The following is a 26,151-nucleotide window of genomic DNA, read 5'->3' as shown; positions in this document are numbered from 1 at the left end:
CAGTGCAGCAGCGGCTTGCCCTGCATGCAGCCGACGAAGCTACAGGTACTCGTCTTCGGCTTACACGCCGCGCAGCAGCGGCGGGGGCAGTTTCAGCAGTGGAAGCCGGTCCGGCGGCACGACGCGGCCGAGGTGGTCGCCGAGCAGCTCGGCCGTGACCTACACGCCTGACCAGGTGCGAGCACTGAGTCCCTATCGCCGTACGGTTGAGTTGCGAGGTCAGCAACCTGAGCTATGCGATCTCTTCCTCTGCCATGCGTGGGACGATCGGCGCGGTGCGGCTAGGGAGCTGAGCGACCTCCTCGAAGCCGAGGGTGTGTCGGTCTGGTTCAGCGAGAAGGACATCGTGCTCGGCCAGCCGTTCATGCGAGAGATCGACAGAGGTTTGGCGAAGTCGCGCGCGGGTCTCGTCCTTGTCACTCCCGCCCTGTTGAAGCGCGTCGACAACCGGGGGGTCTCTGATAAGGAGCTCTCAGCGCTCTTGGCGCGCGACCAGTTGATCCCTGTCGTGCACGAGACGACCTGGGACAACGTTCGGGAGGCAAGCCCCCTGCTTGGCTCCCGACACGGGCTGGATACAGCGGAGGATTCGATGGCAGTCATTGCCACCAAGATCGCCGAGCTGATCACTGTTGAGGATGATCCGGTCACCGTTGCGAACATCTGAGGATTGCCTCGCAGTGCCGCTAGCAGCGGCGGATCGAGGCTGCAGGCGGGGGACCAGCGCGCCGCCCGACAGCTGCGAAGCGAAGCAAATTCGCAGGTCACAAGTAGGTAACCAATTGAGGTTCGGCTCTAACCGGCATAAACACTCACGACACCCCAGCGCACCCGGGCCCGCGCCGGGAAGTCCTAGCCGGACCTCGTGAGTGCTGGCGCCGGTTAGAACCGGTGCCAGCACTCACGATGCCCCTACTCCGCGTGCAGCACGAAGAACAGGCAGCTCGGGCTGACGCACAGCATCCGGTAGTCCTCCGGGAACAGCTTCTCCGCCTCCGGAACCGGTTTCGGCTCGCTGAGCACCGCAATCCGGAACCCGGCCGCCGTGAACGCGTCGGTCATCGCGTGCACCGGCCGGTTCCAGAAGCTCATCGGCATGGTGCGGCCGTCGATTTCCCAGGTCTCGGTCCACTCGTAGGTGGCCGAGTAGTCGGTCTGCTGCCCGGCTTGCCGCTGCAGCAGGTGAATGGCAAACGGATGGTCGACCACCACGATCAGCCGTCCGCCGGGCTTGAGGATGCGGTGGAACTCGCCGAGCGTCGGGCCCCAGTCTTCGAGGTAGTGCAGCACCAGTGAGGCGACGACGTCATCGAACGCGTTGTCCGCGTAGGGGAGCGGCTCGGCCACGTCGGCGACGCGCAGGTCCACATCCGGTCCTAGCCGCTCGCGGGCGATGTCGAGCATGCCGCTGCTGAGGTCGAAACCGGAGACTTCCGCGCCGCGATCGCGCAGCGCGACGGTCAACGGCCCGGCGCCGCAGCCCGCGTCGAGAATCCGCCGCCCGGCCACGTCCCCGGCCAGCGCCAGCACGGCGGGCCGCTCGTAGTAGGCGTTCTGGATTTCGGTGTCCGACCATCGGGTGTAGGTGTCGGCCAGCAGGTCGTAGTCGTTGACGACGGTGCTCTCTTCAGGCGGCATGCGGTCCACGGTGCCAGAAAATCGGCCGCCGGGTCCCGCCCTGGAGGGAGGCGTCCGCTGGCGCCGCCTGTCAGGATTGGCGGGTGCGTTTCTTCCGTCCGCTGGTCAGCGGGGTCACCTATCGCCGGTGGGTGTACTTGATCCTCGGCGCCGCGCTCAGCGTGCCGTACCTGCTGCTCGCCATGGTCGCGATGCCCGCGCTGGTGCCGTTCGCCACGACGATGGGGTGGGCGAGCCTCGCCGGGTTCGTCGTGATGCTCGTGGTGCTGGCCGCGACCGCGTTCCTGCCCGCGGTGCGCGTCCTGGAGGCGGCGGCGGTTCGGGAACTGCTCGCCCAGCCCGCGCCGGGACGCGGACGGCTGCGGTGCGCGACGATGTTCGTGCTGCACGTCGTGACCGGTCTGTGCACCGGTCTCGCGACGCTCGCGGTGCCTGCCGGGTTCGGGTTCGCGATCAACGCCGTCTTCACCGGTCGGCTTGTCGACACGCCGGATTTCCACCTGACGGTTCCGCGCGGCTGGGCTTCGGCGTGGCTGCCCGCGGCGTTCGTGGCGGCTTTCGTCGTGCTGATCTACGTCGTGTGGGGCCTCGGCGGAGTGCTGCGCCGCGTGGCCGCCCGGTTGCTCGGCTGGTCCGCCGCCGAACGCATCGCACAGCTCGAACGCCGCACCGACCAGCTCGCCGAACGCACCCGGCTCGCGCGCGAACTCCACGATTCCGTCGGCCACGCGCTTTCGGTGGTCACGCTGCAAGCCGGGGCCGCGCGGCGGACGTTGCACACCGACCCCGGTTTCACCGAGGAAGCGCTCACCGCGATCGAGGAATCCGCCCGCACCGCGCTCGACGACCTCGACCACGTGCTCGGCCTGCTCCGCGACGAAGCACGCGACCGGACGCCGCACGCGGGCCTCGCCAATCTGCCCGCGCTGATCACCGTGACGCAGCAGTCCGGGACGGAGTGCCGCTACGAGGTGCACGGCGACATCGCCGCGGTGCCGGCGGTGGTTTCCCGCGAGGTGTACCGGATCCTGCAGGAATGCCTCACCAACGCGGTGCGGTACGCGGGCAAGGTGCCGGTCACCGTCGCGCTGGCGGTCGCGGACGGGCAGCTGCGGGCGGCGGTCGCGAATCCGCTCGGCTCGGCCCGGCCGTCGCGCGCCCGCGGCGGACGCGGTCTGCGGGGCATGGCGGAGCGGGCGGAACTGGTGGGTGGCAAGCTGTCCGCGGGACCGGTCGGCGATAACTGGGAGGTCGTGGTGACGGTGCCGTGGGGGAACCGGTGAGCGTGCGAGTCCTGCTGGTGGACGACGAACGGCTGATCCGGGTCGGGCTGCGCGCGATCGTGGACAGCGAACCGGACCTGACCGTGGTCGGCGAGGCGTCCGACGGCGCGGAGGTGCCGGGTCTTGTCGGGCAGCTGCGGCCGGACGTCGTGCTGATGGACGTGCGGATGCCCGCGGTGGACGGGATCCGCGCGACGGAGCATCTGCTGTCCACTGTGGAGGATCCGCCGAAGGTGATCGTGGTGACCACCTTCGAAAACGACGACTACGTGTACGACGCGCTGCTCGCCGGGGCGAGCGGATTCCTGCTGAAACGCGCGCGCCCGGAGGAGATCGTCGCCGGGATCCGCACGGTGCTGGCAGGGGATTCGCTGTTGTTCCCGGCCGCGATCCGGGGCATGGCGGCTCGCCGCGCGCCGGGTGCCGCCGCCCCGCTGGACTTCCTGACCGAACGGGAACGCGACGTGCTGCGGCTGATGGCGGCGGGACTGTCCAATGGGGAGATCGCGGCGGAGCTGTATCTGGGGCTGCAGACGGTGAAAACGCACGTCGGGAATGTGCTGTCGAAACTGGGCGCGCGGGACCGGACGCAGGCGGTGATCCGGGCCTACGAGTCGGGATTCGTCAGGCCGACCGGCTGATCGCGACGTCCCGGCCGATGCCGCGCAGGACTTCGACGCGGTCGCTGCCGGGGCGGCTGAGGACCCAGCTCGAACCCGGAACCGCTTTGGCGCGTTTCTTCAGCGGTGCGAGGAGCCGGGAAGCGTCCCGATAGGACGGAATGGCGCCGCTGCCGCACACGAGCGTCGCCAGGGAAACCGTGACCGGCATGCCCTCGGCGGACCAGTGCGTGTCCAGCAAAGCCGCGGCGACCGTGCCGATCTCGTCCACGTCGCACACGATCAGGAAGTCGTCGCCGCCCACGTGGCTCACGCGCATCCGCGGCAGCCGCCGGGCGAGGTCGGTGAGCGTTTCGCCCAGGGCGCGGATCAGGTCGTCGCCCGCGGCGAAACCGGCGTTGTCGTTGACCGATTTAAAGGCGTCGACGTCCAGCCACGCAGCCACGAACTGCTCGCCGCTCGCGATCCGGCGTTCCACGTCGCGCGCCGCCGCTTCACTGCCCGGCAGCCGGGTGAGCGGGCTGAGCGTGACCGCCTCCTCGACCTTCGCCTCGGCGACCCCGCGCACGACCTCGGTCACCAGCACCACGCCGAGACAGTGCCCGGACGCGTCGACCACTACGACGTCGTCGCCGGTGCGGCCCCAGTCGGCGTCGGTGACCAGTTCGAGGAATTCCAGCGCGCTCGCGCCCGCCTCGATCAGGTGCGGTTTGTCCGCCAGCCGGGCGGCGGGCCGCTTCGCGTGCAAGGCGTGTCCGTACGGACCGGTGATGGTGACGAGGAACCGGGTCCGGTCGACTGACCACTGTGGACGGTTGTCCGCGTCGACGCCGACCACGCCGCTCGGCGCGTCCGCGGCGGCGAGCACCTCGCGGACGTCGTCGCAGGTCGCGTCGACCGGCAGGGTCGTGGCCGGGCGCAGGAAGTCTCCGACGCGCGGGGCCTGCGGCGGCGCGGGCGTGCGCCGGTCCTCCGGGATGACCGCGCCGGATGCGGGCGCGGACCGGTGCGCGGCGGGCGGCGCGAGCAGGTTGCCCTGCGCGATCCGGACGCCGAGGCTCTGCGCCGCGTCCAGCTGCGACTCGGTTTCGATGCCGGTCGCGACCAGCCGGATGTTCGTGCGCGTCGTGAAGTGCAGCAGCGCCTCGACGACCGCCGTCGACGCCGGGTCGCCGGGCAGGCCGCGCAGCACGCTGCGGTCGAGTTTCACCAGGTCCACCGGCGACTGCGCGAGCAGCGCCAGCGGCAGGTCGCCGCGGCCGAGGCCGTCGAGCGCGAGCCGGAAGCCCTGTTCGGTGAGCGCGCGCATGCCGTCGAGCAGACGGCCGGTGGGCAGGTGCGTGAACGGCGGTCCGACCTCCAGCACCACGTCGCGGGTGCGCCGTCCGGCCGCGCCGAGTTCGGCGATCAGCTCGTCGAACGCCTCCAGCGGCGACGCGAGCGTGCGGGCGGAGACGTTGAGGTGCAGCGGGAGCGCGCTGGGCCGCTCGGCCTCCTGGCGCACCGCGGCGGCGGCCAGCCCCAGGTCGACCTCGGTTAGCTTGCCCGCGCGGCGGGCCTCGGCGAGCAGTTCGTGCGCCGTGCCCCGGCCCGGCCGGGCCAGCGCTTCGTACGCGACGACCCCGCCGGTGTGCAAGCTGTACATCGGCTGGAAGGCGAATCGGACCGCACGCAGCGTCGTCACGGACGCGATACTCGCACCGCCGAAGGGGGCCGCGAAACCGTTGTCAGCTGATGTTCACCGGCGCGGCACTTCGGCCACCGGATCGGAGTAACAAAATGCTTTTCCCGTTCGCTCGATCGGGCAAGGCAAAAATCCCGGCACGGACTCAGCCGAGCAGCCGCCGGCGCAGCCGGGCGGGGGCGGCGCGGAACAGGTTTGCCATGGTCGAGGCGGTGCCGGGCAGGTCGGCGCGGCCCGAGGTGAACGCGCGCTGTGCCGGGATCGGGAGCTCGAAGAACAGGTCGAAAAATTGCGCTGACTGAGCGGGTGACATTCCGCACAATGCACGGAGTCCGTGGCGGCGCAAGGCATGCACAGCACGGGCTTCCGGCGGCCACAATGCCTTCCGGGCAGCGCCGGCCGCGGCCGCCGGACCTGCGTCGAACGCGTCTGCGAGAGCCTCCGCGACGCGAGCCGCGAGCTGCAGTGCGGTCGCGAGGCTGAAACCGGTCGCCGGGTGCACGAGCGCGCCCGCGACCCCGAACGGCACCGCCTGGCCGCGCTTCGGCAGCGGGACGTCGAGCACGATCCGCACCTGTTCGACCCGGCCCGCCGGACGGATTCCCGCCGCTTTGAGCCGCGCGTGCAGCCGCTGGGCCAGTTCGGACACCGGGAGCCCGGGTTTGCGGGCCAGCGAGGTCTCCTCGACCAGCACGGAGCCGTCGCCGAGGGGCAGCAGGTAGCGGAAGCTGTCGGTGCCGTCGCGCCAGTCCATGAAGACAGCAGTGTCGGGTGGGGCGAGTCGCTCGGCCTGGTCCGCAGGCAGCACGAGCCCGTACGCGGTCTGCTCGGCGCGCGGAGCCCGGAGCTTGGGCGCACCGGACGCGTCGACGAACACAGCGGCTGCGAGCCGTCGACCGTCGGTGAGCAGGACCGTCGAACCGTGCGGACCGTGTTCCGCGCCGGTCACCTTGCCCGTGATGACCTCGACCTTCGGTTCGGTGAGCCACTCGCGCAGCCCGGCGTTGTCGAGCACCCGGTAAGCCCGGTCGACGCGGTGCTCGCGGGTCCCGAACGCGAGCGTCGTCGCCGGAGCCGCGGCGATCGCTTTATCCGGCAGCTCCGGCACTTCGTCTGCCCACAGTCCGTAAGTGTTCGGCCACTTTCGGTACGGATCCGGGTCGAGCACGGCCGTTTCCAGTCCCCGCCGGGCGCACGCGGCCGCCAGCGCCCGTCCGGCCGGGCCGCCGCCCGCCACCAGCACGTCGGTCATCCCGCAATCCTGCCGGACGGCCGGATACGGTGGGACACATGGACGAGACCGATCCGAGGGCAGCGCGGCGGGACCCGCAGGACGGAACCGGCGGGTTCACCGATCTGGCGACCAGCCCGTTCCGCGTCGACCGCGACCGGATCACCGCGTCGCCGTTCTTCGCGCGGCTCGGCGGGGTCACCCAGGTGGTCAGCGCCGGCGGCGCCGGGCTGCTGCACAACCGGCTGACGCACAGTCTGAAGGTCGCGCAGGTCGCGCGCGGGATCGCGGAGCGGATCACCGGATCGAGCGAGTCAGCCGAACTCGCGGCGAAACTCGGCGGCTGCGATCCGGACGCGTGCGAGGCCGCCGCGCTGGCGCACGACCTCGGGCACCCGCCGTTCGGGCACCTCGGCGAGCAGATCCTGGACCGGATCGCCCGGCACCGGTTCGGCCTGGCCGACGGTTTCGAGGGCAACGCGCAGTCGTTCCGCATCGTCACGACGACCGACGTGCGCGGCCCGTCCGCCATCGGGCTGGACCTGACGACCGCGGTCCGCGCCGCGGTCCTGAAGTACCCGTGGGCGCGGCTGCATTACCCGCAGCCGCATCCGACCGCGATGCCGCTGCCTCCCCGCGGCGCTGCCGAGCCAGACGACGCTCCCGGCACCGGCGCGAGCAAGTTTTCCGCGTATGTCACGGAACTGGACGACTTCGAGCAGTCGCGCGCCCCGTTCGCCGGGCGAATCGAGCCGTGGCAGCAGACCGTCGAAGCGTCCGTTATGGACACTGCCGACGACATCGCGTACGCGATCCACGATCTGCAGGATTTCCACCGCATCGGCGTCCTGCAGCACGCCCCCGTCGCCGCTGAACTGGGGGAGTGGCTGGCGCACGCGGTCGAGCTGGCCTCTTTGGACGATGCCCGGCTGACCGCGGAGATTCGCCGCCCAGGCCGTTCCCTGGAGCGGATGCGCCGCCGCATGCACCTGAAGGACAGCTGGATCGTGGACGACGACGCCTTCGCCGCGGCCGTCGCGCGAGTCCAGCGAGAACTGGTCGACGGCCTCCTCGCGGACGGCTTCGACGGCTCGACCGAAGCCGAACAAGCGACGGCCGCCTTCTCGGCGAACTGGATGGCACGGCTGGTGGACGGGGTGTTCGTCCTGTCGTCGCCCCCGACCCGGTCCGGGCACGTCTCGCTGCGTCCCGCGCAGTGGCACGAGGTGCAGGTCCTGAAGTTCGTCCACCGGCGGTTTGTGTTGCTGCGCCCCGATCTCGCCCTGCACCAGCGCGGCCAGGCCAGTCTGGTCACGACGCTGGTCGACGCCTTGGACGCGTGGCTCCTGGACCGCGACGAGGCTTCCCGCTTGCCGCGCCGGCTGCACGACCTGATGGAACTGGCGCACGGCGAGTACTCGGACCTCGCCCGGGTCGCGCCGGAACTGCTAGTGGGCGCGACGGGCGAACGAATCGAGGGCGCGGACGCGGTGCGCGGACTGGCCCGGGGACGCGCGGTCGTGGACTTCGTGGCTTCGCTGACCGACAAGCAGGCGGTGACCCTGCTGGACGCTCTGTCAGGCCGGTCGAGCCAGCCTTGGTCGGATTCCTTTGTGCTGTAAATAGGTTGCGTTCGCCGGGGCTGGTCAGGACGGTAGGCAGATGCCGTTGACGATCCGGGACGCTGGTGCCGACGATTGGCCGGGGATCTGGCCGATCATCCGGGACGTGGTGACCGAGCAGCAGACGTTCCCCTACGACCCGGCGATGAGCGAATCCGAAGCCCGCCAGCAGTGGCTGGTCGCAGCCCCGGCGCGGGTCGTCGTCGCAGTCGACGGGGATCGGGTGCTGGGCACGGCGAACATGTACGCCAACCGGCCGGGCCCGGGCAGTCATGTCGCTTCGGGAAGCTTGATGGTGTCCAGGGACGCCCGAGGCCACGGCGTCGGGCGGGCCTTGGTGGTGGACTTGATCGCTTGGGCCCGGCGGACGGGGTTCGCGGCGATTCAGTTCAATGCGGTGGTGGAGACCAATGTTCATGCGGTTCGGTTGTATGAGAGTTTGGGGTTCGTGACATTGGGGATCGCACCGGGGGCGTTTCAACATCCGGTCGAGGGGCGGGTCGGGTTGCGGATCATGTGGCTGGAGTTGTGAGCGTTGTATCGGCTTCTGTCCGAAGCGGACCGTCCGGGGTTTGCGCTGGCCTTCGAATCGATGTCCGGCTTCCTCAGCGAGGGCCGGGCTGCTGGGCTGGTAACTCTCGAAAACGTGGTCGGCGCGGCTGAGGCGATACCGGTGACTGTCGAGGACGCGGAAATCGAGGTGGTCGACGGCGCTGGCAAGGCTATCGGCCACTACTGGTTCGGCCGCCTGGAATTGCGGCCGAAGAACCTTGTCCGGATGCCGGACGGATCGGTGCGCCTCGAAGTTTCGTTTCCCGACGGTTGGCCTTATCCGCACGCGCAGGCGATCTGGTCGCGATGGCGCCGCGGCTCGATCCTGCCGGGCGAGTGGACGCGTTATCCCGCGGCCCAGCACGGCGACTGGCTGCACGTCGTGCAAAACGCGTGGTTCACCTCCGGGAAGCGCGCGATGCGCTACAACACGGGCGACATCGTCATCGCCGGGCAGGGCTTGTCCTCCGAGGACTCGTTCTATTGCGCCCTCGGCGAGGCGGCGAACGGGCCGGGAGGTTACTTCGGCAGCAACTTGGACGCACTCGACGACTGTCTCCGCAGCGAACCCGCTTCAACTCCGCCCTATCCGGTGGTCTGGAACGCCGCGGCGGAATCCCGCCGAACCTTGGGCGATGCGTTCGTGGAGGCGGTCGCGGAAGTGTTCGCCGACCACCGCATCGAACTGCACGAGCGGTGAATCCGCTGTCCAGTAAAGCCTCGCCAGGACAACCGAGGCGGCAGCAGCTCCGCCGAACGGCCTACGACGTCCGGCGGGCAACGGATATTGCCTCACCAACGTCACTCCAACGGCCGTTTTTCCCGGACAGAAGTGGTACTTAGCTGGATCCAGCCGGTGATCACCGGCGTTGGCCAGCGTGAGTCGGGGCACGCGGTGCGAGATCGGAGGGCGCACGTGCGTCGTACCCGTTCACCTGGAGCCTCGACAAGAAGACGGACGGGCGTGGTCGCCGCGGCGGTGCTTGCCGCCGGGCTGGTGACACCGCCCTTGGCCGATGCGCAGGAGTCTACTGTGGACTCCACTGCGAACAGTCAGATCGCCGCATTGCAAGCGGTGAAAGCAGGACAGACCGCGACTGAGTCCAAAATAGACAGCAAACTGCTCGTCCAGGAGAAGATGCGCACGCGGAGCCTGAGCGCGGCCGCGTTGCCCGGAATCGGCAAGACCGCCGACAAGGCACTGGTCGACATCCGGGTCACGAAGGTCAGCGACGGGCTCGTCAACGACCTGCGCAAGGCCGGGGCCGAGGTGCGTGCGGTGTCGAGCACGGCGGCGAGCATCCGGGCCGACGTGCCGTTGGCCGCATTGCCGGAGATCGCGAAGCGCGGCGACGTGAAGCACGTCGAAACCGCGGATCAGGCGATGACGGCGCGGCAGCGGGAAAACAAGAACGGCACGGAAACCAAGCAGCAGAAGGCCGATCGGATCGACCGGCAGCTCAAGGAAGCGATCGGGACCAAAACGCAGGTGGTCAGCGCGGGCGACCGGGCGCACAACGCGGACACGGCGCGTCAGCAGTTCGGCGTGACCGGAACTGGCGTGAAGGCGTGCGCGCTGTCCGACGGCGTCGATTCCCTGGAGGTTTCCCGCACCAAGGGCGAGCTTCCGGCGGTCGATGTCCTGACTGGACAGGCCGGCAGCGGCGACGAGGGCACCGCGATGCTGGAGATCATCCACGACCTCGCGCCGAACGCGAAGCTTGGTTTCGCGACAGCATTCACCTCTGACGCGAGTTTCGCCGACAATATCCGCAAGCTCCGTTTTGAAGCACATTGCGACGTCATCGTCGACGACGTCATTTACTTCAAGGAATCCCCGTTCCAGGACTGGATCATCGCGCAAGCGGTGAACGACGTGACGGCCGACGGCGCGCTTTATTTCTCCTCCGCGGGCAATGAAGGCAACGTCGCCGACGGCACCGCAGCGCACTGGGAAGGCGACTTCGTCGATTCGGGAGTCTCGATCGGCAAGTTCGCCGGCACCGCGCACAACTTCGCGGGCGCAGCCGGAAAGCAGGTGTACGAACCGATCTCGGACGCGTCGTCGGCGAGCATCCCGGTGACGCTGCACTGGTCCGACCCGATCGGCGCGGCCTCGGACGACTACGACCTCTACCTCCTCGACGCGCGCGGCAACGTCGTGAGCTTCAGCCAGGACGTCCAGAACGGCACCCAGGACCCGTACGAGCAGCTGGCGACCCCGCTGTTCGGCGGCACCGGGCTGCGGCTCGCCGTGGTGAAGTTCTCCGGGGCGAGCCGGTATCTCTCGCTGACCGCGTTCGGCAGCCGGTTCCGCGATTCCGCGGACGGGCTCAAGGCGTACTCCACGCCGGGTGCGGTCGTGGGCCACGCCGCGGCGCGCAAGGCGTTCGCGGTCGCTGCGGCACCGGCCGAGGCGGCGTTCGGGCGGCCGCTCGAACCGGGCGACCCGGCGAACCCGACCGGACCGTATCCGGCGGCGTATTCCGCGGCCAGCAAGGCGGAACGGTTCAGTTCGGACGGTCCGCGGCGCATGTTCTACGAAGCCAACGGAACGCCGATCACGCCGGGCGACGTGTCGTCGACCGGGGGAGAGGTCCGGCAGAAGCCGGAAATTACCGCGGCGGACGGCGTGCACACCTCGGTGAGCGGGTTCGACCCGTTCTTCGGCACCTCGGCGGCCGCACCGCACGCGGCCGCGATCGCGAGCCTGGTGCTGTCCGGCAATCCCGGACTGTCCTCTTCGGACATTCGCGAGGCGTTCCTCAAGACCGCGGTGGACATCGAAGCACCCGGCACGGACAACCTCACCGGGGCCGGAGTGCTGCTGGCGGACAAGGTGCTCGCGTACACCGGAGCCAGCCCGCAGCCGTACGCGGAAGCGGGACAGCCGACGGTCCGCGGACCCAGCGGCGGCAGCACGCTCAACCCCGGTGACACCGCGACTGTCACGCTTCCGGTGAAGAACACCGGCGACGGCACCGCAGTCTCCACGAGCGTTGTGCTCACTTCGCCGACCCAGGGCGTCACGATCGAGCCGAGGGCGAAGTCGTACGGCACGATCAGCCCGGGACAGACCGGAATCAACGACTTCACCGTCACGGTTCCGGCAAGCCAGCAGCTCGGCTCGCCGGTGGTGCTCACCGCGAAGGTGACTTTCGCGGGCTCGTACTCGCCGCGCACCAGCACGTTCTCGCTGCCGGTCGGCACGCCGTCGCCGGTTTCGCAGGCGTTCGCCTACGCCGGTCCGGCGGTCGCGATCCCGGACAACTCGCCGCTCGGCGCGTCGGTCCCGCTCGTGGTGAGCGGCGTCGGTCCCGCGTCGAAGGTGTCGCTCTCGATCGACGGCGCCACCTGCACCACGGCGGAGAAAGCGACCACGGTCGGCATCGACCACACCTACGTCAACGACCTGGTCGGCACGCTGACCTCGCCTTCCGGCGCGACGGCGACGCTGTTCCAGAAGGGCGGCGGCAGCGGGAACAACCTCTGCCAGGTGGTCTTCGACGATTCCGCGACCAAGCTGTTCAGCTCGACAGGGTCCGGGGACGCGCCGTACACCGGCACCTACCGGCCGGTCGCGGCGCAGAGCCAGCTCGGCGCTTCGGCGGACGGCACGTGGACGCTCAAGGTCGTCGACACCACCGGCGGCGACACCGGTTCGATCCGCAGCGTTTCGCTGCACGTCAACGGGTACGTCTCGGCCGGGCATCCGGCGGACGTGCACAAGACGGTGACCACCGGGCCGGTGCGGCCTCAGCTGGCCTGAGCGATGCGGGGCCGTCGCACCGCGCGGCGGCCCCGTACCGTTTCCGGCATGGCACGGCAGGTCGCAGGCGGCGGACGGGCGGTGGAAGTCCCGCCCGAACGGCTCGACGGCTGGTTCGCGCGCTTCGCCGAACGCAACCACGGCGTGCGTACGACCGTTCTCGCCGCGACGCACGTGCAAGTCACCGCCGAGAACGGCACCACAGCTACCGCGACTGTCCCGTTTGGACCGTTGCGCGAGCAAGGCGAGTACCCCGGGCTGGCCGTCGAACCCCTGCTCCGCCACGTGCAGACACCGCGGCTGATCGCGCTGCTGCTGGTACGAAAAGGCGGACACTCGCTCGGACTCGCCTACGACGGCCGCGTAGTCCTCTCCCGAACCGATCGCCACCACGTGCAAGGCCGAACCGCTGCGGGCGGCTGGTCGCAGCAACGCTTCGCCCGCCGCCGCGAAGACCAGACGCGCGCCGCGCTCCGCTCAGCCGCCCAGGACGCGTACGAAGTTCTGTTGCCGCGACTGTCCGAAGTGGACGCTGTGGTGCTCGGCGGAGACCGTCGCGCGCTCGACGGACTGCGCTCGGACCGACGGCTCGCCGAGTTGTTCGACCGGGCGGAGCCGCGGGTGCTGGAGATTCCCGAGCCCGGCTATGAGGTGCTGGCCGAAGCGGCACAGCGAGCGCGTGCCGTCCACCTGGTGGTGAGGGATCGGACACCGGGACCCGAGTGAATCCGGACACGGCCGCGAAAACCGTTCGACGCCGACCCGTACACTGGGTTCGTGGTCAACAGGGCATTGGTGCGGATCCAGAGAGAGTAGCCGCCCGCCCCGCATCGCACGCGGTGCCGGGGCGCTCCAGCACGTCCACCTGACCCCCCCGTATCCGGGAGTTCTCTTGATCACGGCCACTGGCCTTGAGCTGCGCGCCGGTTCGCGCATCCTGCTCAACGGCGCCACCCTCCGCATCCAGTCCGGCGACCGCATCGGCCTCGTCGGCCGCAACGGCGCGGGCAAGACCACCTCGCTGAAGGTCCTCGCGGGCGAGGGCGAACCGCACGCCGGCGACGTCCGGCGCAGCGGCGAACTCGGCTATCTGCCGCAGGACCCGCGCGAGGGCGACCTGTCGGTCACCGCGAAGGACCGCGTGCTGTCCGCGCGCGGGCTCGACACCCTGCTGCGCGACATGGAAAAGGCGCAGACCTCGATGTCCGAGCTGGTCGACGACAAGCAGCGGGACAAGGCGATCAACCGCTACGCGCGGCTCGAAGAGCGGTTCTCCTCGCTCGGCGGGTACGCCGCGGAGAGCGAAGCGGCGCGGATCTGCTCGAACCTCGGCCTCGCCGACCGCATCCTGTCGCAGACGCTCAGCACGCTGTCGGGCGGTCAGCGCCGTCGCGTCGAGCTGGCGCGGATCCTGTTCGCCGCCGCCGAGGCGGGCGCGGGCGGCAAGTCCGAGACGATCCTGCTGCTGGACGAGCCGACCAACCACCTCGACGCCGACTCGATCAACTGGCTGCGCGGCTTCCTCAAGCAGCACGACGGCGGGCTCGTGGTGATCAGCCACGACGTCGAACTGCTCGGCGACGTCGTGAACAAGGTCTGGTTCCTCGACGCGACGCGCGGCGAGATCGACATCTACAACATGAGCTGGCAGCGCTACCTCGACGCGCGCGCCACCGACGAGAAGCGCCGCCGCCGCGAGCGCGCGAACGCCGAGAAGAAGGCGTCCGCGCTGCAGGCGCAGGCCGCGAAGCTCGGAGCGAAGGCGACCAAGGCCGTCGCGGCCAAGAACATGGCCCGGCGTGCGGAGCAGATGCTGTCCTCGCTCGACGAGACGCGCCAGGCGGACAAGGTCGCCCGGATCAAGTTCCCGGACCCGGCCTCGTGCGGGCGCACGCCGCTCACCGCCGACGGGCTGTCCAAGTCGTACGGTTCGCTCGAGATCTTCACCGGCGTCGATCTGGCGATCGACCGCGGCTCGAAGGTCGTCGTGCTCGGATTGAACGGCGCCGGAAAGACGACATTGCTCCGGCTGCTCGGCGGAATGGAAACCCCGGACACCGGATCCGTCGAACCGGGTCACGGATTGCGTTTGGGCTATTACGCACAGGAACACGAAACGCTCGACCACGACGCGTCGGTGTGGGAAAACATCCGCCATCTCGCACCGGACACCGGCGCGCAGGAGCTGCGGAACCTGCTCGGCTCGTTCCTGTTCACCGGCGAACAGCTCGACCAGCCCGCCGGAACCCTGTCCGGCGGCGAGAAGACCCGGCTCGCGCTCGCTGGACTCGTGTCCAGCCAAGCCAATGTGCTGCTGCTCGACGAACCGACGAACAACCTGGACCCGGCCAGCCGCGCACAGGTTCTCGACGCGCTGCGCAGCTTCGCCGGCGCGGTCGTGCTGGTGACGCACGACCCGGGCGCGGTCGAGGCGCTCGAACCCGAGCGCGTGATCCTGCTTCCGGACGGAACCGAGGACCACTGGTCGGCGGATTATCTGGAACTTGTCCAGCTTGCCTGACCGAGTGCGTCCGTTCGGGTGCTGACCGTGTCGGGCAAAGCACTGGAATGGCCCAATGTGATCGCGGTTTCGATCGTTTTACGGCTGTCGTCTGGCAATCCGGCGCGTAGTGTTCGATCATTGCCCCGGCAGGGGCCGTGAATGGCCCGGAACAACCACTCGGCGGGAAGGCGATCGACGTGGCTGATCTCAAGAAAGGCGCGCGGATCACCGGCAACACGCGCGACAAGCTGGCCGCTGACCTGAAGAAGAAATACGAGAAGGGCTCGAGCATCCGGGCTCTGGCCGAATCCACCGGACGGTCCTACGGGTTCGTCCACCGGGTGCTGTCGGAGTCCGGGGTCCAGTTGCGGGGGCGCGGCGGGGCCACGCGAGTCAAGAAGAAGTAGCGTCAGCGCGGCCGCTGCGCGGGGGGCGCACGGTCGGAGAGGTCGTCCGGAAGGTCAGCGCGGCGCCGAGGAGTACCAGCGGGTACACGAGGTAGCCGTACCGGGTGGCCGGAGTAAGCAGGATCAACGCGCCGAGTCCGACGGCGGTTCGCGTCAGTGCAGCGGATCCCGTCGCGGGGGGCCGGCGCGCCAGCCAGATCAGCATCGCCACCGCCGCGACCCCCACCAGCACCAGGGAAATCACGGTGCCGGCCGGTCCGGCCTGCGCGATCAGATGCCCGGGCAGCGGGCTCGCCGCGGGGGAGCGGACCGCGCCCATGCCGAGCGGGAAGCGGATCACGTGCTCGGTGAACGCCGCCGGGTTCGCCAGATACACCGGCAGATGCAGCGCGATCGTCGCCGCGGCCAGCGCGCCCGCGAAGCGACCTGTTGCCGCCCAAGGATTTCCGCCGCGAGCCCGCTGCCAAACGAAGACCGCGAGCACCGCGGCGGCGGGCGCGACGATGAGTTTCGCGCTGATCACCAGCGCCAGCACGAACCCGGTCCATCCTGGACGCCCCGAAGCGGCCAGCGCGAACGTCAGCACGAGCAGGCCCACGATCGCGAGGTCCGGTCCGGCGACCGCCCAGGTCAGCGCGGTCAGCGGACAGGCGATCGCGAGCTGTGCGGCGAAAACCGGGATCCGGGGCCGGTTCAGCAGCCGCCAGGACGCGTACGCGCAGAGCACCGCGGCCAGCGCGAACATCCACCGCGCGTCGGTCAGTGCATTGAGGACCGGGCTGCCGCCGAACAACGCGCGCGGCAGCCCGAACACGGTCATCACCGGGCCGTACGGCGTGTAGTCGTTCACTTCCGGTGCGCGGTGGAGCGCGGTGATGTCGATGTACGGGGTTCCGTTCCGCAGCAACAGGTCCGCGCTGCGTTCGATCACCCACACCTCCGGCTGCGCGGCCCAGGAGAACGGGGTGATCAGCCAGTCCGTTCCGGTCAGCCGCCGGATCACGAGCGTCACCAGCGGCGCGCACATCGCGAGCACGACAACCGCGCCGATACCGATCCAGCGCGACCCGAATTTGCCGTTAGTTTGCATTACGCGGCGCGCGGAAATCGTCAGCCAGGCGCTGTGCGCGGCGGCCAATCCGTATCCGGCGACGGCGAAATTGCCCCAGATCCGATAGCCGTAGAACTCCGAAGCGAGCGCGGTGCCGAGCGCGAAGGCGAAGCAGCCGAGATAGAAGACGAGATCCCAGGCGGCGACGCGCACGGGATGGGCTTCCCCGGCACGCGCAGGGGCCATCAGCAGTTGCACCCGCGTTTCCTCCCCGGCTCGCCGACCCCGAAACGCCAGGCTACCGAGCCGGGCCGCGCCGGATCCCACCGCCCGTGGCCCGCACCGGCCCGAGGTCCGTGATCGGAATCCGAGTCCCCGGAGAGTCCTCCACGGACATCGGGAAGAATGCCGGGCGTCCCGGTGTTGTGCAGGGCATCTCCGGAAAAAAGTTCAACTAATCTAGAGGTTTTCACGAGCTGGGGGACACTCCGATGGACAACACCTGGGCGCTGCTGAGCTCCGCGATGCGGGCGGGCGACGCGCCGAAAGCGCTGACCCGAGGCACGGTCCGCCGGGTCGCGCGGTTCGCCCGGCCGCACTGGAAGCGGCTGCTGGCCTTCCTGGTGCTCACCGTGATCTCGGCGGTGCTCGCCGTGACGACGCCGGTGCTCGCGGGCAAGGTCGTCGACGCGATCGTGGGCGGGCACGAGCTGAACGTGGTCATCTGGCTGTCGGTGGTGATCGCGGCGCTCGCGATCCTCGACGCCGGGTTCGGTCTCGCGGAACGCTGGCAGTCGTCGCGGATCGGCGAGGGCATCATCTACGACCTGCGCGTGGCGGTGTTCGAGCACGTGCAGAAGCTGCCGATCGCGTTCTTCACCCGCACCCGCACCGGTGCGCTGGTCAGCAGGCTCAACAACGACGTGATCGGCGCGCAGCGCACGTTCACAGCGACTTTGTCCGGTTTGGTCACCAATGTGATCCAGCTGGTGCTGTCGCTGGTGGTGATGGTGTCGCTTTCGTGGCAGGTCACGCTCGTCGCACTGGTCCTGTTGCCGATTTTCGTGCTGCCCGCCCGCAGGCTTGGCCGCCGCATGGCCGGGCTGCAGCGCGAGGCCGCGCAGCTCAACGCCGGGATGACCACGCAGATGACCGAACGGTTCTCCGCGCCGGGCGCCACGCTGGTGAAGCTCTTCGGACGGCCGCGCCAGGAGGTCGCCGACTTCGGTCTCCGCGCCGGACGGGTCCGCGACATCGGCGTCCGCACCGCGATGCTGACGCGCTGGTTCATGACCAGCCTGACGCTCGTGTCCGCGCTCGCGCAGGCGCTCGTCTACGGACTCGGCGGCTACCTGGCGCTCACCGGCAAGCTCGAACCGGGCACCGTGGTCGCGCTGGCGCTGCTGCTGACCCGGCTGTACACGCCGCTGACCGCGCTCGCGAACGTGCGCGTGGACGTGATGACCGCGCTGGTGTCGTTCGAGCGGGTCTTCGAGGTGCTGGACCTGGAACCGATGATCAAGGAGCCGGCGGAGCCGAAGAAGCTGCCCGAGGGTGGGGTTTCGGTCGAGTTCTCCGACGTGAAGTTCGGATACCCGGCGGCGGACAAGTTCTCGCTCGCCTCGCTGGAGGACGTGGCCACTTTGGACAGCCGGGGCGGCGAAGAGGTGCTGCACGGCATCAGCTTCCGCGCCGAAGCCGGGCAGATGGTCGCGCTGGTCGGTTCGTCCGGTGCGGGCAAGTCGACGATCGCTTCGCTGCTGCCGCGGCTGTACGACGTGGACGCCGGTTCGGTCCGGCTGTCCGATGTGGACGTCAAGGACCTGAGTTTCGCTTCGCTGCGCGAAACCGTCGGCGTGGTGACCCAGGACGGGCACCTGTTCCACGACACGATCCGGGCGAACCTGAGCTACGCGCGCCCGGGCGTCGCCGACGACGAGATCTGGGCCGCGCTCGAGAAGGCGCGGCTGGGCGATCTGGTGCATTCGCTGCCGGACGGACTGGACACGACCGTCGGCGAACGCGGCTACCGCCTCTCCGGCGGCGAACGGCAGCGGCTGACCATCGCCCGCTTGCTGCTGGCGCAGCCGAAGGTCGTGGTGCTGGACGAGGCGACCGCGCACCTGGACTCGGAATCCGAGGCCGCGGTGGGCGAAGCGCTCACCGGCGCGCTGGAAGGCCGGACGTCGCTGGTGATCGCGCACCGGCTGTCGACCGTGCGGGCGGCGGATCTGATCCTGGTCGTGGAAAACGGGAACATCGTGGAACGCGGCACGCACGACGAACTGCTGGCTGCGGAGGGGCGGTACGCGGAGCTGTACCACACGCAGTTCGCGGAGGAACCCGCTGCGGCGTGACCCGAATGCCCGGCCGTTGACAAGGTCCGTGAAGGGCTCCTTGAGGGAATCAGATTCCTTCAAGGAGCCCTTCACGGACTTCAGCGGAGAGGGTGGGTCAGCGCAGCGCGGGAACCCGAGGTTCGTACTTGGCCAGCAGAGCCGCGTTCGCCGCGTCCCCACCCTCCACATTGGAGCTGCGCCACAACGGAACGTCGAGCCCTTCGGCGGTGCCGCGGTCGTAAACCTCGGCCAGGATCAGGTTCCACAGAAACGCATTGACCACAGTGGACAGTGGACCGGTGCGCGGCGCGGAGGCGGGATAGCTGGCATCGCCGGGAATCACCAGCGAATCCAGCACCACGGTGCCTTCCTCGACCAGCGTCGTGGCGGACCGGCGCGGTGCCGCAGCCACGCAGGCTCGCGACGTCACGGCGATCACCGAGGCGCCGCGGCGGCGTGCGCCTGCGGCCAGTTCGACCGGGTACGGATTCACGCCGGACGTGGAGAACACGACCAGCACGTCGTCCGGTCCCGGTGCGCGTTCGGCCAAGACCTCTTCGGCGAGGCCGGAACGGCGCTCGGTGCGCGTGCTCTGCTGCGCGCCGTGCAGCGGCAGCAGTTCCGGGTGGTACACGGGATACACGCAGGCGAGCCCGCCCGCGCGGTAGAACGTCTCGGCGACCGCCGCGAGCGAGTGCCCGGCGCCCGCGGTGAAGACCAGCGCGTCGGCCCGGATCACCCCCAGCAGCAGGTCGGCGGCGGCGGACACGTGCGCGGCGTTGGCCTCCGCGGCCGCCGCCAGCTGGTCCGAAGTGTTCTTCACGAGATCCGTGGCGCTCACCACACCTGCCCTTCCTCGCGGGTCCGGGCACCGAATCTATCGGGTGGACACGCTTCGTGGTGGATTACCGTGGAGTTGATCGAAACGGGGGTGCCGGTGAACGGGAAACGGCGGAACGGCCGGACGGATCCGGCTGTGCGGGTGTGGCGGGCCCCCGGGCAGACCCGCGCGGTGGCGCTCGTGCTGCACGGCGGGGCCGAACGCAGCACCGCGGCCGTCCAGCCGTGGCGGCTGGCGTACCAGCGGATGGTGCCGCTGGCCCGCTCGCTGCACCGCGCCGGAAAGCGGCACGGCCTGGAAGTCCGGCTGATGCGGAACCGGCTGTACGGCTGGAACGGGCGGACGGAAAGCCCGGTGCCGGACGCGCGCTGGGCCCTGGAACAGATCCGCGCCGACCATCCGGGGCTCCCGGTGGTCCTCGTCGGGCATTCCATGGGCGGTCGCGTCGCGCTGCGCGTCGCCGACGATCCCGCGGTGACCGGGGTGTGCGCGATGGCCCCGTGGACGCCGCAGGGCGAGCCGGTGGACGCCGTCGCGGGCCGCGCGGTGCTGATCGCGCACGGCACCCGCGACCGGATGACCTCGCCCGCCGAGTCCTACGCCTTCGCCGCGCGCGCCCGCGAGGTCACCGACCTGGTCGCGCGGTTCGAGATCGCCGGCGAGGGCCATTCGATGATCCGCCGTCCCGCGGTCTGGACCCGGCTCATGTGTGCTTTCACACTGGACCGGATCGGAGTGGGCGAGACGGACGAGACTCTTCGTCAGGCCTGGTCCCGCCCCTCCGGCGACCGGCTGCGCATTCCGGGGTAACCGGAGGGCGCGGCCCGGTCGCGAGGGCGACGGGGACGAAGCGGGAATATCATGGGGAAGGGCTCGAAAAGCCCGTTCGGAGGGAGTGTCTTGTCCACGTCACGAGTCGATCCGACAGTGGTCTCAGCGGTCTCGCAGCCGGTGCCCGACGAATCCCGATGGCCCGGTCTCGCCACGCCGCCGCATTCGCCGCTGCGGGCGCGCGCGGCCGAGGCGCTCTTCCGGCACGCGGTGAAAACGCTGGACGTGCGGGTGACGTTCCCGGACGGCACGGTGCTCGGCGCGGGCGGCCCGGACGCGCCCGAGATGCGCATCCACCGGCCCGCGGCGTTCTTCCACCGGCTCGGAGCCGACGCGAAGATCGGCTTCGGCGAGGCGTACCTGGTCGGCGACTGGACCGCGGAAGACCTGGCCGGCGTGCTGACGCCGTTCGCCGAGCGGCTCGCCACGCTCGTGCCGCCCTTCCTGCAGCGGTTCCGCCGGTTCGCCGAGCGCATGCAGCCGTCCGCGGAAGAGAACACGATCGAGGGCGCCCGGTCGAACATCCACCGGCACTACGACCTGTCGAACGACCTGTTCAGCGCGTTCCTGGACGAGTCGATGATGTACTCCTCGGCGCTGTTCGGGCCCGGGGACACGCTCACCCAGGCGCAGCACCGCAAGCTCGACAGCGTGCTCGACTACGCCGGCGTGCGCAAAGGCAGCGAGGTGCTGGAAATCGGCACCGGATGGGGCGAGTTGTCCATCCGCGCGGCCTCGCGCGGCGCGAAGGTGACGTCGCTGACCATCTCGCAGGAGCAGAAGGTGCTCGCCGACGCGCGGATCGCCGAGGCGGGCCTGTCCGACCGCGTCGACGTGCGGCTGTGCGACTACCGCGAGGCCACCGGCGAGTACGACTCGGTGGTCAGCGTGGAGATGATCGAGGCGGTCGGCGCGTCCTACTGGCCCACGTTCTTCTCCACGATCGGCAAGCGCCTGCGCCCCGGCGGGCAGTTCGGCCTGCAGGCGATCACCATGGACCACGACCGGATGGAGGCCTCGGCCAAGTCCTACACGTGGATCCACAAGTACGTCTTCCCCGGCGGCATCATCCCGTCGGTGCAGGCGATCGAGGACGGGATGCGCGAGAACACCCGGCTGAAGCTGGCCGGGATGCGCGAGTTCGGCCAGGACTACGCCCGCACGCTCAAGCTGTGGCGGGACCGCTTCCAGCAGCGCTGGGACGACATCCGCGGCTTCGGGTTCGACGACGTGTTCCGGCGGATGTGGGAGTTCTACCTCGCCTACTCCGAGGCCGGGTTCCGGTCGGGGCACCTGAAGGTCCACCAGTTCGGGTTCGCCGACCCGCGCTGACCTCTCCTCCCCCTTCCGGAACAACCCGCGTAGGGTCCCGCACGTCCACCGCAGGAGGACCGTGCAGGATCCTGCGCGGCCACACCCACCGGATCGGGGAGACAGGCCCATGACGTACGGAGGCGACGACGGCAGGCGGCGGATGCCGCCCAGGCCACCGCAGCCCCCCGCACGCCCGCGTCAGCAGCAGCAGCGGGCGCAGATGCTGCCGCTGCCGGGGAGAGGGCAGAGCCCCTACGACGCCCGCACCCGGCCGATGGGCGCGCGCGGCGAGGCCCCCGCTCCGCCGCCCGGACCGCCGAGGCAGGACCCGCCGGAGCACGGCGGCCGCCAGCCGCGGCCGCGCCGTCGCCGCCGGTGGAGCATCGGCAAGATCCTGATGACGCTGCTGATCGTGTTCGTGCTGTTCGTCGGCGCGATCTGGGCGTATCTCGAGTTCTCCATCAACCGGGTGGACGCGATCGGCGACTACTCCGGGCGCCCGGCCGCCGCGTCGGGCACGAACTGGCTGATCGTCGGCTCGGACAGCCGCCAGGGCCTGACCGCGGAGGACGAGGAGCGGCTGGCCACCGGCGACACCGGCGAGGCGGGCGGGCAGCGCACCGACACGATCATGATCGCGCACCTGCCGGACAACTCGACGAAGCCGACGCTGCTGAGCCTGCCGCGCGACTCGCAGGTGAAGATCCCCGGCCACGGCACGAGCAAGATCAACGCCGCGTTCGCGCTCGGCGGGCCGAAACTGCTGGTTCAGACGGTCGAACAGGCCACCGGGCTGCGCATGGACCACTACGCGGAGATCGGCTTCGGCGGATTCGCGAACATCGTCGACGCGATCGGCGGCGTCGACATGTGCATCGACAAGGACATGAGCGACCCGATGACCGGCATCGACATCAAGGCGGGCTGCCAGAAGCTCGACGGCCGGTCGGCGCTCGGCTTCGTCCGGATGCGGCACGCCTCCGCGACGCCGCGCTCGGACCTCGACCGGGTCGCGAACCAGCGGAAGTTCATCGGCGCGCTGGTGAGCCAGGTGGCGAGCCCGGGGACGCTGCTGAACCCGTTCGACTTCTTCCCGCTGCTGGGCTCCGCGCCGGACGCGCTGACCATGGACACCGGCGACCACGTGCACAACCTGGTCGGCCTGGCGATCGCGATGCGCGGGATTTCCTCCGACGGCGTCACGACCACGACGATGCCGATCACCGACGCTTCGGCGCAGCACTGGGACAAGAAGAAGTCGGCGCAGCTGTTCGACGCGCTGAAGAACGACACCGAGGTGCCGCAGGACATCGTGGTGAACTGACGTTTTCTTGGGAAACGGCGGCGGCCTTCGCGAAATTCGCGAGCCTGCCGCCGTTTCTGCTGTCAGGATGGCTCGCATGGAAACTCTCGCCGACGGTGTGATCACCCTCGTTCGCTGGCGCCCGGACCATCGCGACGCGCAGGTGGAGACCGTCGTGGGATCCCTGGACCACCTGGCCGCCTGGATGCCCTGGGCGATCGACGGTTACGACTCCGCCAAGGGGGACGAGTTCCTCGCCCGCGCGGCGGCGCAGTGGGAGAGCGGCGAGGAGTACAACTACGCGATCTTCACGCCGGACGACGAACTGGCGGGCAGCTGCGGGTTGATGCGGCGCGGGGACGGGTGGGAGATCGGGTACTGGCTCGCGAAGTCCCAGACTGGCAAGGGTTATGTGACGCGGGCGAGCGCTTTGCTGGTGTCGTTGGCCTGGCGGCTGGACGCTGCGTATGTGCTGATCAAGCACGATTCGGAGAATGCGCGCAGCGGCGCGGTTCCGGCTCGGCTGGGGTTTTCGCGAGTGGGGGAGGAGAAGGCCGAGGGGCGGCTTCCGTCGGCTTGCAGCGGGGTAAATGTGGTGTGGCGGCTTGAGCGGGCCGCTTGAGTCTGCGGTTGGCTTCTGTCGAAAGCCGTGAGGGGAACCCTGAAGGAATCAGATTCCCGGAGGGTTCCCCTCACGTACGTTCGCCGGGTAGTCAGGCGTCCGCGCGCTCCCGAAGGACTTTCAGCGCCCGATCCGCATGCGCCGTGAAGTTCAGTTCGCTCTTGATCACGTCCAGCACCCGCCGGTCCTCGCCGATCACGAACGTCTGGCGTTTCGTGTGCAGGGGCAGGATTTTGCGCCACACGCCGAACTGCTTCGCCACCGTGCCGTCCACATCGGACAGCAGCGGATAGTCGAAACCGTGCTTCGCCGAGAATTCGCGCTGTTTGCCGACCGCGTCCGGGCTGATGCCGACCCGTTGCGCGCCCGCCTCGGCGAATTCCGCGGCGAGGTCCCGGAAGTGGCAGCTTTCGGCGGTGCAGCCGCTCGTCATCGCGGCCGGGTAGAAGAACAGCACGACCGGGCCGTCGGCCAGCAGGGCGGACAGGGTGCGTTCGACGCCCTGGTCATCGGGGAGGGTGAAGTCGGGGGCGAGGTCGCCAGGCTGCATCGGGGAGGGGTCCTTCCGGAAAAGAGGTCGTCGTGCCCGGGGGTTCGGCGCCGGGCGGGCGGCGGATGGGTCAGCTGGCGTGCCGGGCGATCATTTCGTCGACCTCGTCGCCCGTCGCGGACTCCGCTACGAACGAACCCCGCGCTGCCAGCACGCCCTGTTCCCGCAGGCGTGCGGCATGACCGTGGTCGCGCACGCCCTCCGCGCCGATGCGCAGCCCCAGTTCCTTGGCCCGCGTGACCAGTTGCGACAGGTGCCGCACGTCAGTCTCCGCCGGGTTCGGGTCGGCCAGGGCGTCGACGACCGGACCGCTCAGGATCACGTGTTTCACCGGGAGCTGGTAGCGCGGGATGAGTTCCAGGTCGGACGATCCGGTGATCGTGAGCACGAGCTGCGCGCCGAGGTCGGCGAGCACGCTGAACGAGTCCAGCAGTTCGCCCTCGCTGTCGAACATCGACTCGCGGTCGGTGCACAGCCGCAGCGCTCGTGCGGGCAGGCGGTGCCGGTCGAGCTGGTTCTTGACCATCAGCACCAGGTCCTCGTCGGTGGCGAGGCGCTTCGGCAGGCGGATGCACACGTCCGGCGCGGCGGGGCCGTACTGTTCGCGCCAGCGCGCGGTCGCGCCGAGCGATTCCTGCAGCAGCCATTTGCCGAGCGGCACGGTCATTCCGGTGGTCTGCGCGAGCGGGTAGAACTCCTCGGGCCCGAGTTCGCCGCGTTCGGGGTGGCTCCAGAGCAGTCCGGCGTTCACCGCGGCGATTTCGTCCGGCTTCGCGAGTTTGACCGTCGGCTGGTAGATCAGCGAGAACTCGCCGTTCTCCAGCGCACCGGCGATCACCGCGCCGAGCTGGTAGCGGTTGCGGTCCCGTGCGTCGAGCTGCGGGTCGAACAGCATCCACTGCGCCTTGCCCGCTTCCTTGGCGCGGTGCAGCGCCAGTTCGGCCGCGCGCAGCAGGTCGCCGTGGCTGCCTTCGTTCGCCGGGCGCACGACGATCCCGATGCTCGCGCTGACGCCGATGCCGTGTCCGTCGACCTAGACCGGCTCGCTGAGTTCCTCCAGCACCTGGTCGGCCAGCAGGACCGTCTCCTGCCCGGTCAGCGCCGGGCCGCGCAGCAGCACCGCGAAACCGTCGCCGGACAGCCGCGCGACGTAGCCCTCGTGCTTGCCGGCGAACACCGCCTTCAGTTTCCGCGAGATCTCCTTCAGCACCTGGTCGCCCATGCCGGCGCCGAGCCCGTCGTTGATCACCTTGAACCCGTCGATGTCCAGGTACAGCAAGGCGATCTCGGAAGAGCCGCCCGAACCGAGCGCGAGTTCGAGCTGGGCGTTGAACGCGGCGCTGTTGGGCAGCCCGGTCAGCGGGTCGTGCAGGTTCTGGTGGCGCAGCCGTTCCCCGAGCAGGTGCAGGTCGTCGTCATCGGCGGCCATGAACACCGGGAAGTACGTGCCCGGCCGGTCGCCGGGCAGCGACGCGAGCGTGACGTTCGTGGTCAGTTCGCCGTCGCGGCTGTGGCCGAGCTGCACGCTCTGGACGGTCCGGCGCGCGTCGGCGGTGAGCGGCAGGCCTTCGAGCGCGGTGCGCAGCCGGGTGGCGTCCTGCGGGCCGGCGGCGAGATCCGCGATGTGCTTGTCCCGCAACGCGGCCGCGGACGTGCCGAGCAACCGGGCCAGCGCGCCGTTCGCCTCGACGACGTTCCCGGCCGGGTCGGTGAGCGCGATGCCGAGCGGCGCGGAGGAGAAGAGCGCGGTGAACCGCCGCGTGGCGCCCGCGTCCTCGGGACGCGCGGCGACCTCGCCGGCGAAGTCGAGCAGGATCCGCTCCACCTCGGCGGGAGGGAGCGTTACTCCGTTGGTGTCGGTCAGCGCCGCCGCGTACTTGCGCGCGACGTCGACCAACCCTGGCATGGCACCAGGCTCCGGCACACTCCACCTCTTCATACGCGGACAAAGACCAGCTCAGACCCGGTGCGGAGGATCCGAAGACCCACAC

General features: G+C 69.8%; 21 protein-coding genes and 2 pseudogenes. 16 read left to right on the top strand and 7 right to left on the bottom strand.

Annotation, left to right across the window (positions count from 1 at the left end):
* Positions 1–154: 154 nt before the first annotated feature.
* On the top strand, positions 155–667 hold the full coding sequence (locus tag FKO37_RS35655) for a toll/interleukin-1 receptor domain-containing protein (RefSeq protein WP_238607373.1): 513 nt from the start codon (positions 155–157) through the stop codon (positions 665–667).
* 245 nt (positions 668–912) lie between these two features.
* Here the strand turns inward: FKO37_RS35655 and FKO37_RS35650 are convergent, their stop codons facing one another.
* Positions 913–1,638, bottom strand: a complete 726-nt coding sequence (locus FKO37_RS35650) for a class I SAM-dependent methyltransferase (RefSeq protein ID WP_238607372.1) — start codon at positions 1,636–1,638, stop codon at positions 913–915.
* A gap of 83 nt (positions 1,639–1,721) precedes the next feature.
* On the opposite strand from FKO37_RS35650, the gene FKO37_RS35645 reads away from it, so the two are divergent.
* Positions 1,722–2,921, top strand: coding sequence for a sensor histidine kinase (locus FKO37_RS35645; RefSeq protein WP_238607371.1), 1,200 nt, complete (start codon positions 1,722–1,724; stop codon positions 2,919–2,921).
* Positions 2,918–3,562 (top strand): response regulator transcription factor, encoded by a 645-nt coding sequence (locus FKO37_RS35640; protein ID WP_238607370.1) that lies wholly within the window; start codon positions 2,918–2,920, stop codon positions 3,560–3,562. Before FKO37_RS35645 ends, FKO37_RS35640 begins: the two co-directional genes overlap by 4 nt.
* Here FKO37_RS35640 and FKO37_RS35635 read toward each other — a convergent pair.
* Both FKO37_RS35635 and FKO37_RS35630 read right to left on the bottom strand, forming a co-directional pair.
* The gene (locus FKO37_RS35635) at positions 3,546–5,225 is read right to left on the bottom strand and encodes a GGDEF domain-containing protein (RefSeq protein WP_043833253.1); all 1,680 of its coding nucleotides are present in this window, start codon (positions 5,223–5,225) and stop codon (positions 3,546–3,548) included. The genes FKO37_RS35640 and FKO37_RS35635 overlap by 17 nt on opposite strands.
* Before the next feature lie 145 nt (positions 5,226–5,370).
* Entirely contained in the window at positions 5,371–6,477 is a 1,107-nt protein-coding gene (locus tag FKO37_RS35630; RefSeq protein WP_238607369.1) for a lycopene cyclase family protein, read from the bottom strand.
* Positions 6,478–6,515: 38 nt separating this feature from the next.
* Between FKO37_RS35630 and FKO37_RS35625 the strand changes: the two genes are divergently transcribed.
* The 8 genes and pseudogenes from FKO37_RS35625 (at position 6,516) to FKO37_RS35595 (ending at position 15,309) form a co-directional block, all read left to right on the top strand.
* On the top strand, positions 6,516–8,078 hold the full coding sequence (locus FKO37_RS35625) for a deoxyguanosinetriphosphate triphosphohydrolase family protein (RefSeq protein WP_037814706.1): 1,563 nt from the start codon (positions 6,516–6,518) through the stop codon (positions 8,076–8,078).
* A gap of 40 nt (positions 8,079–8,118) precedes the next feature.
* The gene (locus tag FKO37_RS35620; RefSeq protein ID WP_238607368.1) at positions 8,119–8,610 is read left to right on the top strand and encodes a GNAT family N-acetyltransferase; all 492 of its coding nucleotides are present in this window, start codon (positions 8,119–8,121) and stop codon (positions 8,608–8,610) included.
* Positions 8,611–8,670: 60 nt separating this feature from the next.
* Complete coding sequence (locus FKO37_RS35615) at positions 8,671–9,330, top strand: barstar family protein (protein WP_238607367.1); 660 nt, start codon at positions 8,671–8,673, stop codon at positions 9,328–9,330.
* Between the two features lie 264 nt (positions 9,331–9,594).
* Positions 9,595–12,399 carry a S8 family serine peptidase gene (locus FKO37_RS35610; RefSeq protein ID WP_374204426.1) on the top strand — a complete coding sequence of 935 codons (2,805 nt, stop codon included), beginning with the start codon at positions 9,595–9,597 and terminating at the stop codon, positions 12,397–12,399.
* Positions 12,400–12,447: 48 nt separating this feature from the next.
* Entirely contained in the window at positions 12,448–13,125 is a 678-nt protein-coding gene (locus FKO37_RS35605) for an acVLRF1 family peptidyl-tRNA hydrolase (protein WP_238607366.1), read from the top strand.
* A gap of 157 nt (positions 13,126–13,282) precedes the next feature.
* A pseudogene (locus tag FKO37_RS47810) lies at positions 13,283–13,870 on the top strand (ATP-binding cassette domain-containing protein); the annotation flags it as partial.
* Positions 13,871–13,945: 75 nt separating this feature from the next.
* Complete coding sequence (locus FKO37_RS47805) at positions 13,946–14,920, top strand: ABC-F family ATP-binding cassette domain-containing protein (RefSeq protein ID WP_370334306.1); 975 nt, start codon at positions 13,946–13,948, stop codon at positions 14,918–14,920.
* A 179-nt stretch (positions 14,921–15,099) separates the two neighbouring features.
* A complete protein-coding gene (locus FKO37_RS35595) occupies positions 15,100–15,309 on the top strand; it encodes a helix-turn-helix domain-containing protein (protein WP_003071237.1) in 210 nt (69 codons plus the stop codon).
* On the opposite strand, the gene FKO37_RS35590 is transcribed toward FKO37_RS35595, so the two are convergent.
* Positions 15,296–16,606 carry a glycosyltransferase 87 family protein gene (locus FKO37_RS35590; RefSeq protein WP_238607365.1) on the bottom strand — a complete coding sequence of 437 codons (1,311 nt, stop codon included), beginning with the start codon at positions 16,604–16,606 and terminating at the stop codon, positions 15,296–15,298. The genes FKO37_RS35595 and FKO37_RS35590 overlap by 14 nt on opposite strands.
* Before the next feature lie 245 nt (positions 16,607–16,851).
* On the opposite strand from FKO37_RS35590, the gene FKO37_RS35585 reads away from it, so the two are divergent.
* Positions 16,852–18,717 (top strand): ABC transporter ATP-binding protein, encoded by a 1,866-nt coding sequence (locus FKO37_RS35585; RefSeq protein WP_238607364.1) that lies wholly within the window; start codon positions 16,852–16,854, stop codon positions 18,715–18,717.
* A gap of 97 nt (positions 18,718–18,814) precedes the next feature.
* Here the strand turns inward: FKO37_RS35585 and FKO37_RS35580 are convergent, their stop codons facing one another.
* Positions 18,815–19,543 (bottom strand): SIS domain-containing protein, encoded by a 729-nt coding sequence (locus FKO37_RS35580; protein WP_037814721.1) that lies wholly within the window; start codon positions 19,541–19,543, stop codon positions 18,815–18,817.
* 66 nt (positions 19,544–19,609) lie between these two features.
* Here FKO37_RS35580 and FKO37_RS35575 point away from each other — a divergent pair, with 66 nt between their 5' ends.
* The 4 genes from FKO37_RS35575 (at position 19,610) to FKO37_RS35560 (ending at position 23,610) form a co-directional block, all read left to right on the top strand.
* Positions 19,610–20,350, top strand: a complete 741-nt coding sequence (locus FKO37_RS35575; RefSeq protein WP_235146761.1) for an alpha/beta hydrolase — start codon at positions 19,610–19,612, stop codon at positions 20,348–20,350.
* 90 nt (positions 20,351–20,440) lie between these two features.
* A complete protein-coding gene (locus tag FKO37_RS35570; protein WP_051729088.1) occupies positions 20,441–21,703 on the top strand; it encodes a cyclopropane-fatty-acyl-phospholipid synthase family protein in 1,263 nt (420 codons plus the stop codon).
* A gap of 109 nt (positions 21,704–21,812) precedes the next feature.
* Positions 21,813–23,009, top strand: coding sequence for an LCP family protein (locus FKO37_RS35565; protein ID WP_043833270.1), 1,197 nt, complete (start codon positions 21,813–21,815; stop codon positions 23,007–23,009).
* A gap of 76 nt (positions 23,010–23,085) precedes the next feature.
* On the top strand, positions 23,086–23,610 hold the full coding sequence (locus FKO37_RS35560) for a GNAT family N-acetyltransferase (RefSeq protein ID WP_238607363.1): 525 nt from the start codon (positions 23,086–23,088) through the stop codon (positions 23,608–23,610).
* Positions 23,611–23,701: 91 nt separating this feature from the next.
* On the opposite strand, the gene FKO37_RS35555 is transcribed toward FKO37_RS35560, so the two are convergent.
* A complete protein-coding gene (locus FKO37_RS35555; protein WP_037814731.1) occupies positions 23,702–24,160 on the bottom strand; it encodes a peroxiredoxin in 459 nt (152 codons plus the stop codon).
* A gap of 70 nt (positions 24,161–24,230) precedes the next feature.
* Positions 24,231–26,066, bottom strand: a pseudogene (locus FKO37_RS35550) (diguanylate cyclase domain-containing protein).
* Positions 26,067–26,151 lie beyond the last annotated feature (85 nt).

Source organism: Amycolatopsis sp. Poz14 (genome assembly GCF_006704225.1).
In the GTDB taxonomy this organism is placed as follows: domain Bacteria; phylum Actinomycetota; class Actinomycetes; order Mycobacteriales; family Pseudonocardiaceae; genus Amycolatopsis; species Amycolatopsis nivea.
Note: the sequence above shows the minus strand (reverse complement) of the source record. Positions and strands in the feature narration are given on the sequence as shown.

Excerpts from the sequence above, each read along its gene's own strand:
- FKO37_RS35650 (WP_238607372.1), bottom strand. The coding sequence starts at position 1,638 with ATGCCGCCTGAAGAGAGCACCGTCGTCAACGACTACGACCTGCTGGCC.
- FKO37_RS35630 (WP_238607369.1), bottom strand. The coding sequence starts at position 6,477 with ATGACCGACGTGCTGGTGGCGGGCGGCGGCCCGGCCGGACGGGCGCTG.
- FKO37_RS35625 (WP_037814706.1), top strand. The coding sequence starts at position 6,516 with ATGGACGAGACCGATCCGAGGGCAGCGCGGCGGGACCCGCAGGACGGA.
- FKO37_RS35620 (WP_238607368.1), top strand. The coding sequence starts at position 8,119 with ATGCCGTTGACGATCCGGGACGCTGGTGCCGACGATTGGCCGGGGATC.
- FKO37_RS35615 (WP_238607367.1), top strand. The coding sequence starts at position 8,671 with ATGTCCGGCTTCCTCAGCGAGGGCCGGGCTGCTGGGCTGGTAACTCTC.
- FKO37_RS35605 (WP_238607366.1), top strand. The coding sequence starts at position 12,448 with ATGGCACGGCAGGTCGCAGGCGGCGGACGGGCGGTGGAAGTCCCGCCC.
- FKO37_RS35590 (WP_238607365.1), bottom strand. The coding sequence starts at position 16,606 with ATGGCCCCTGCGCGTGCCGGGGAAGCCCATCCCGTGCGCGTCGCCGCC.
- FKO37_RS35585 (WP_238607364.1), top strand. The coding sequence starts at position 16,852 with ATGGACAACACCTGGGCGCTGCTGAGCTCCGCGATGCGGGCGGGCGAC.
- FKO37_RS35565 (WP_043833270.1), top strand. The coding sequence starts at position 21,813 with ATGACGTACGGAGGCGACGACGGCAGGCGGCGGATGCCGCCCAGGCCA.
- FKO37_RS35560 (WP_238607363.1), top strand. The coding sequence starts at position 23,086 with ATGGAAACTCTCGCCGACGGTGTGATCACCCTCGTTCGCTGGCGCCCG.
- FKO37_RS35555 (WP_037814731.1), bottom strand. The coding sequence starts at position 24,160 with ATGCAGCCTGGCGACCTCGCCCCCGACTTCACCCTCCCCGATGACCAG.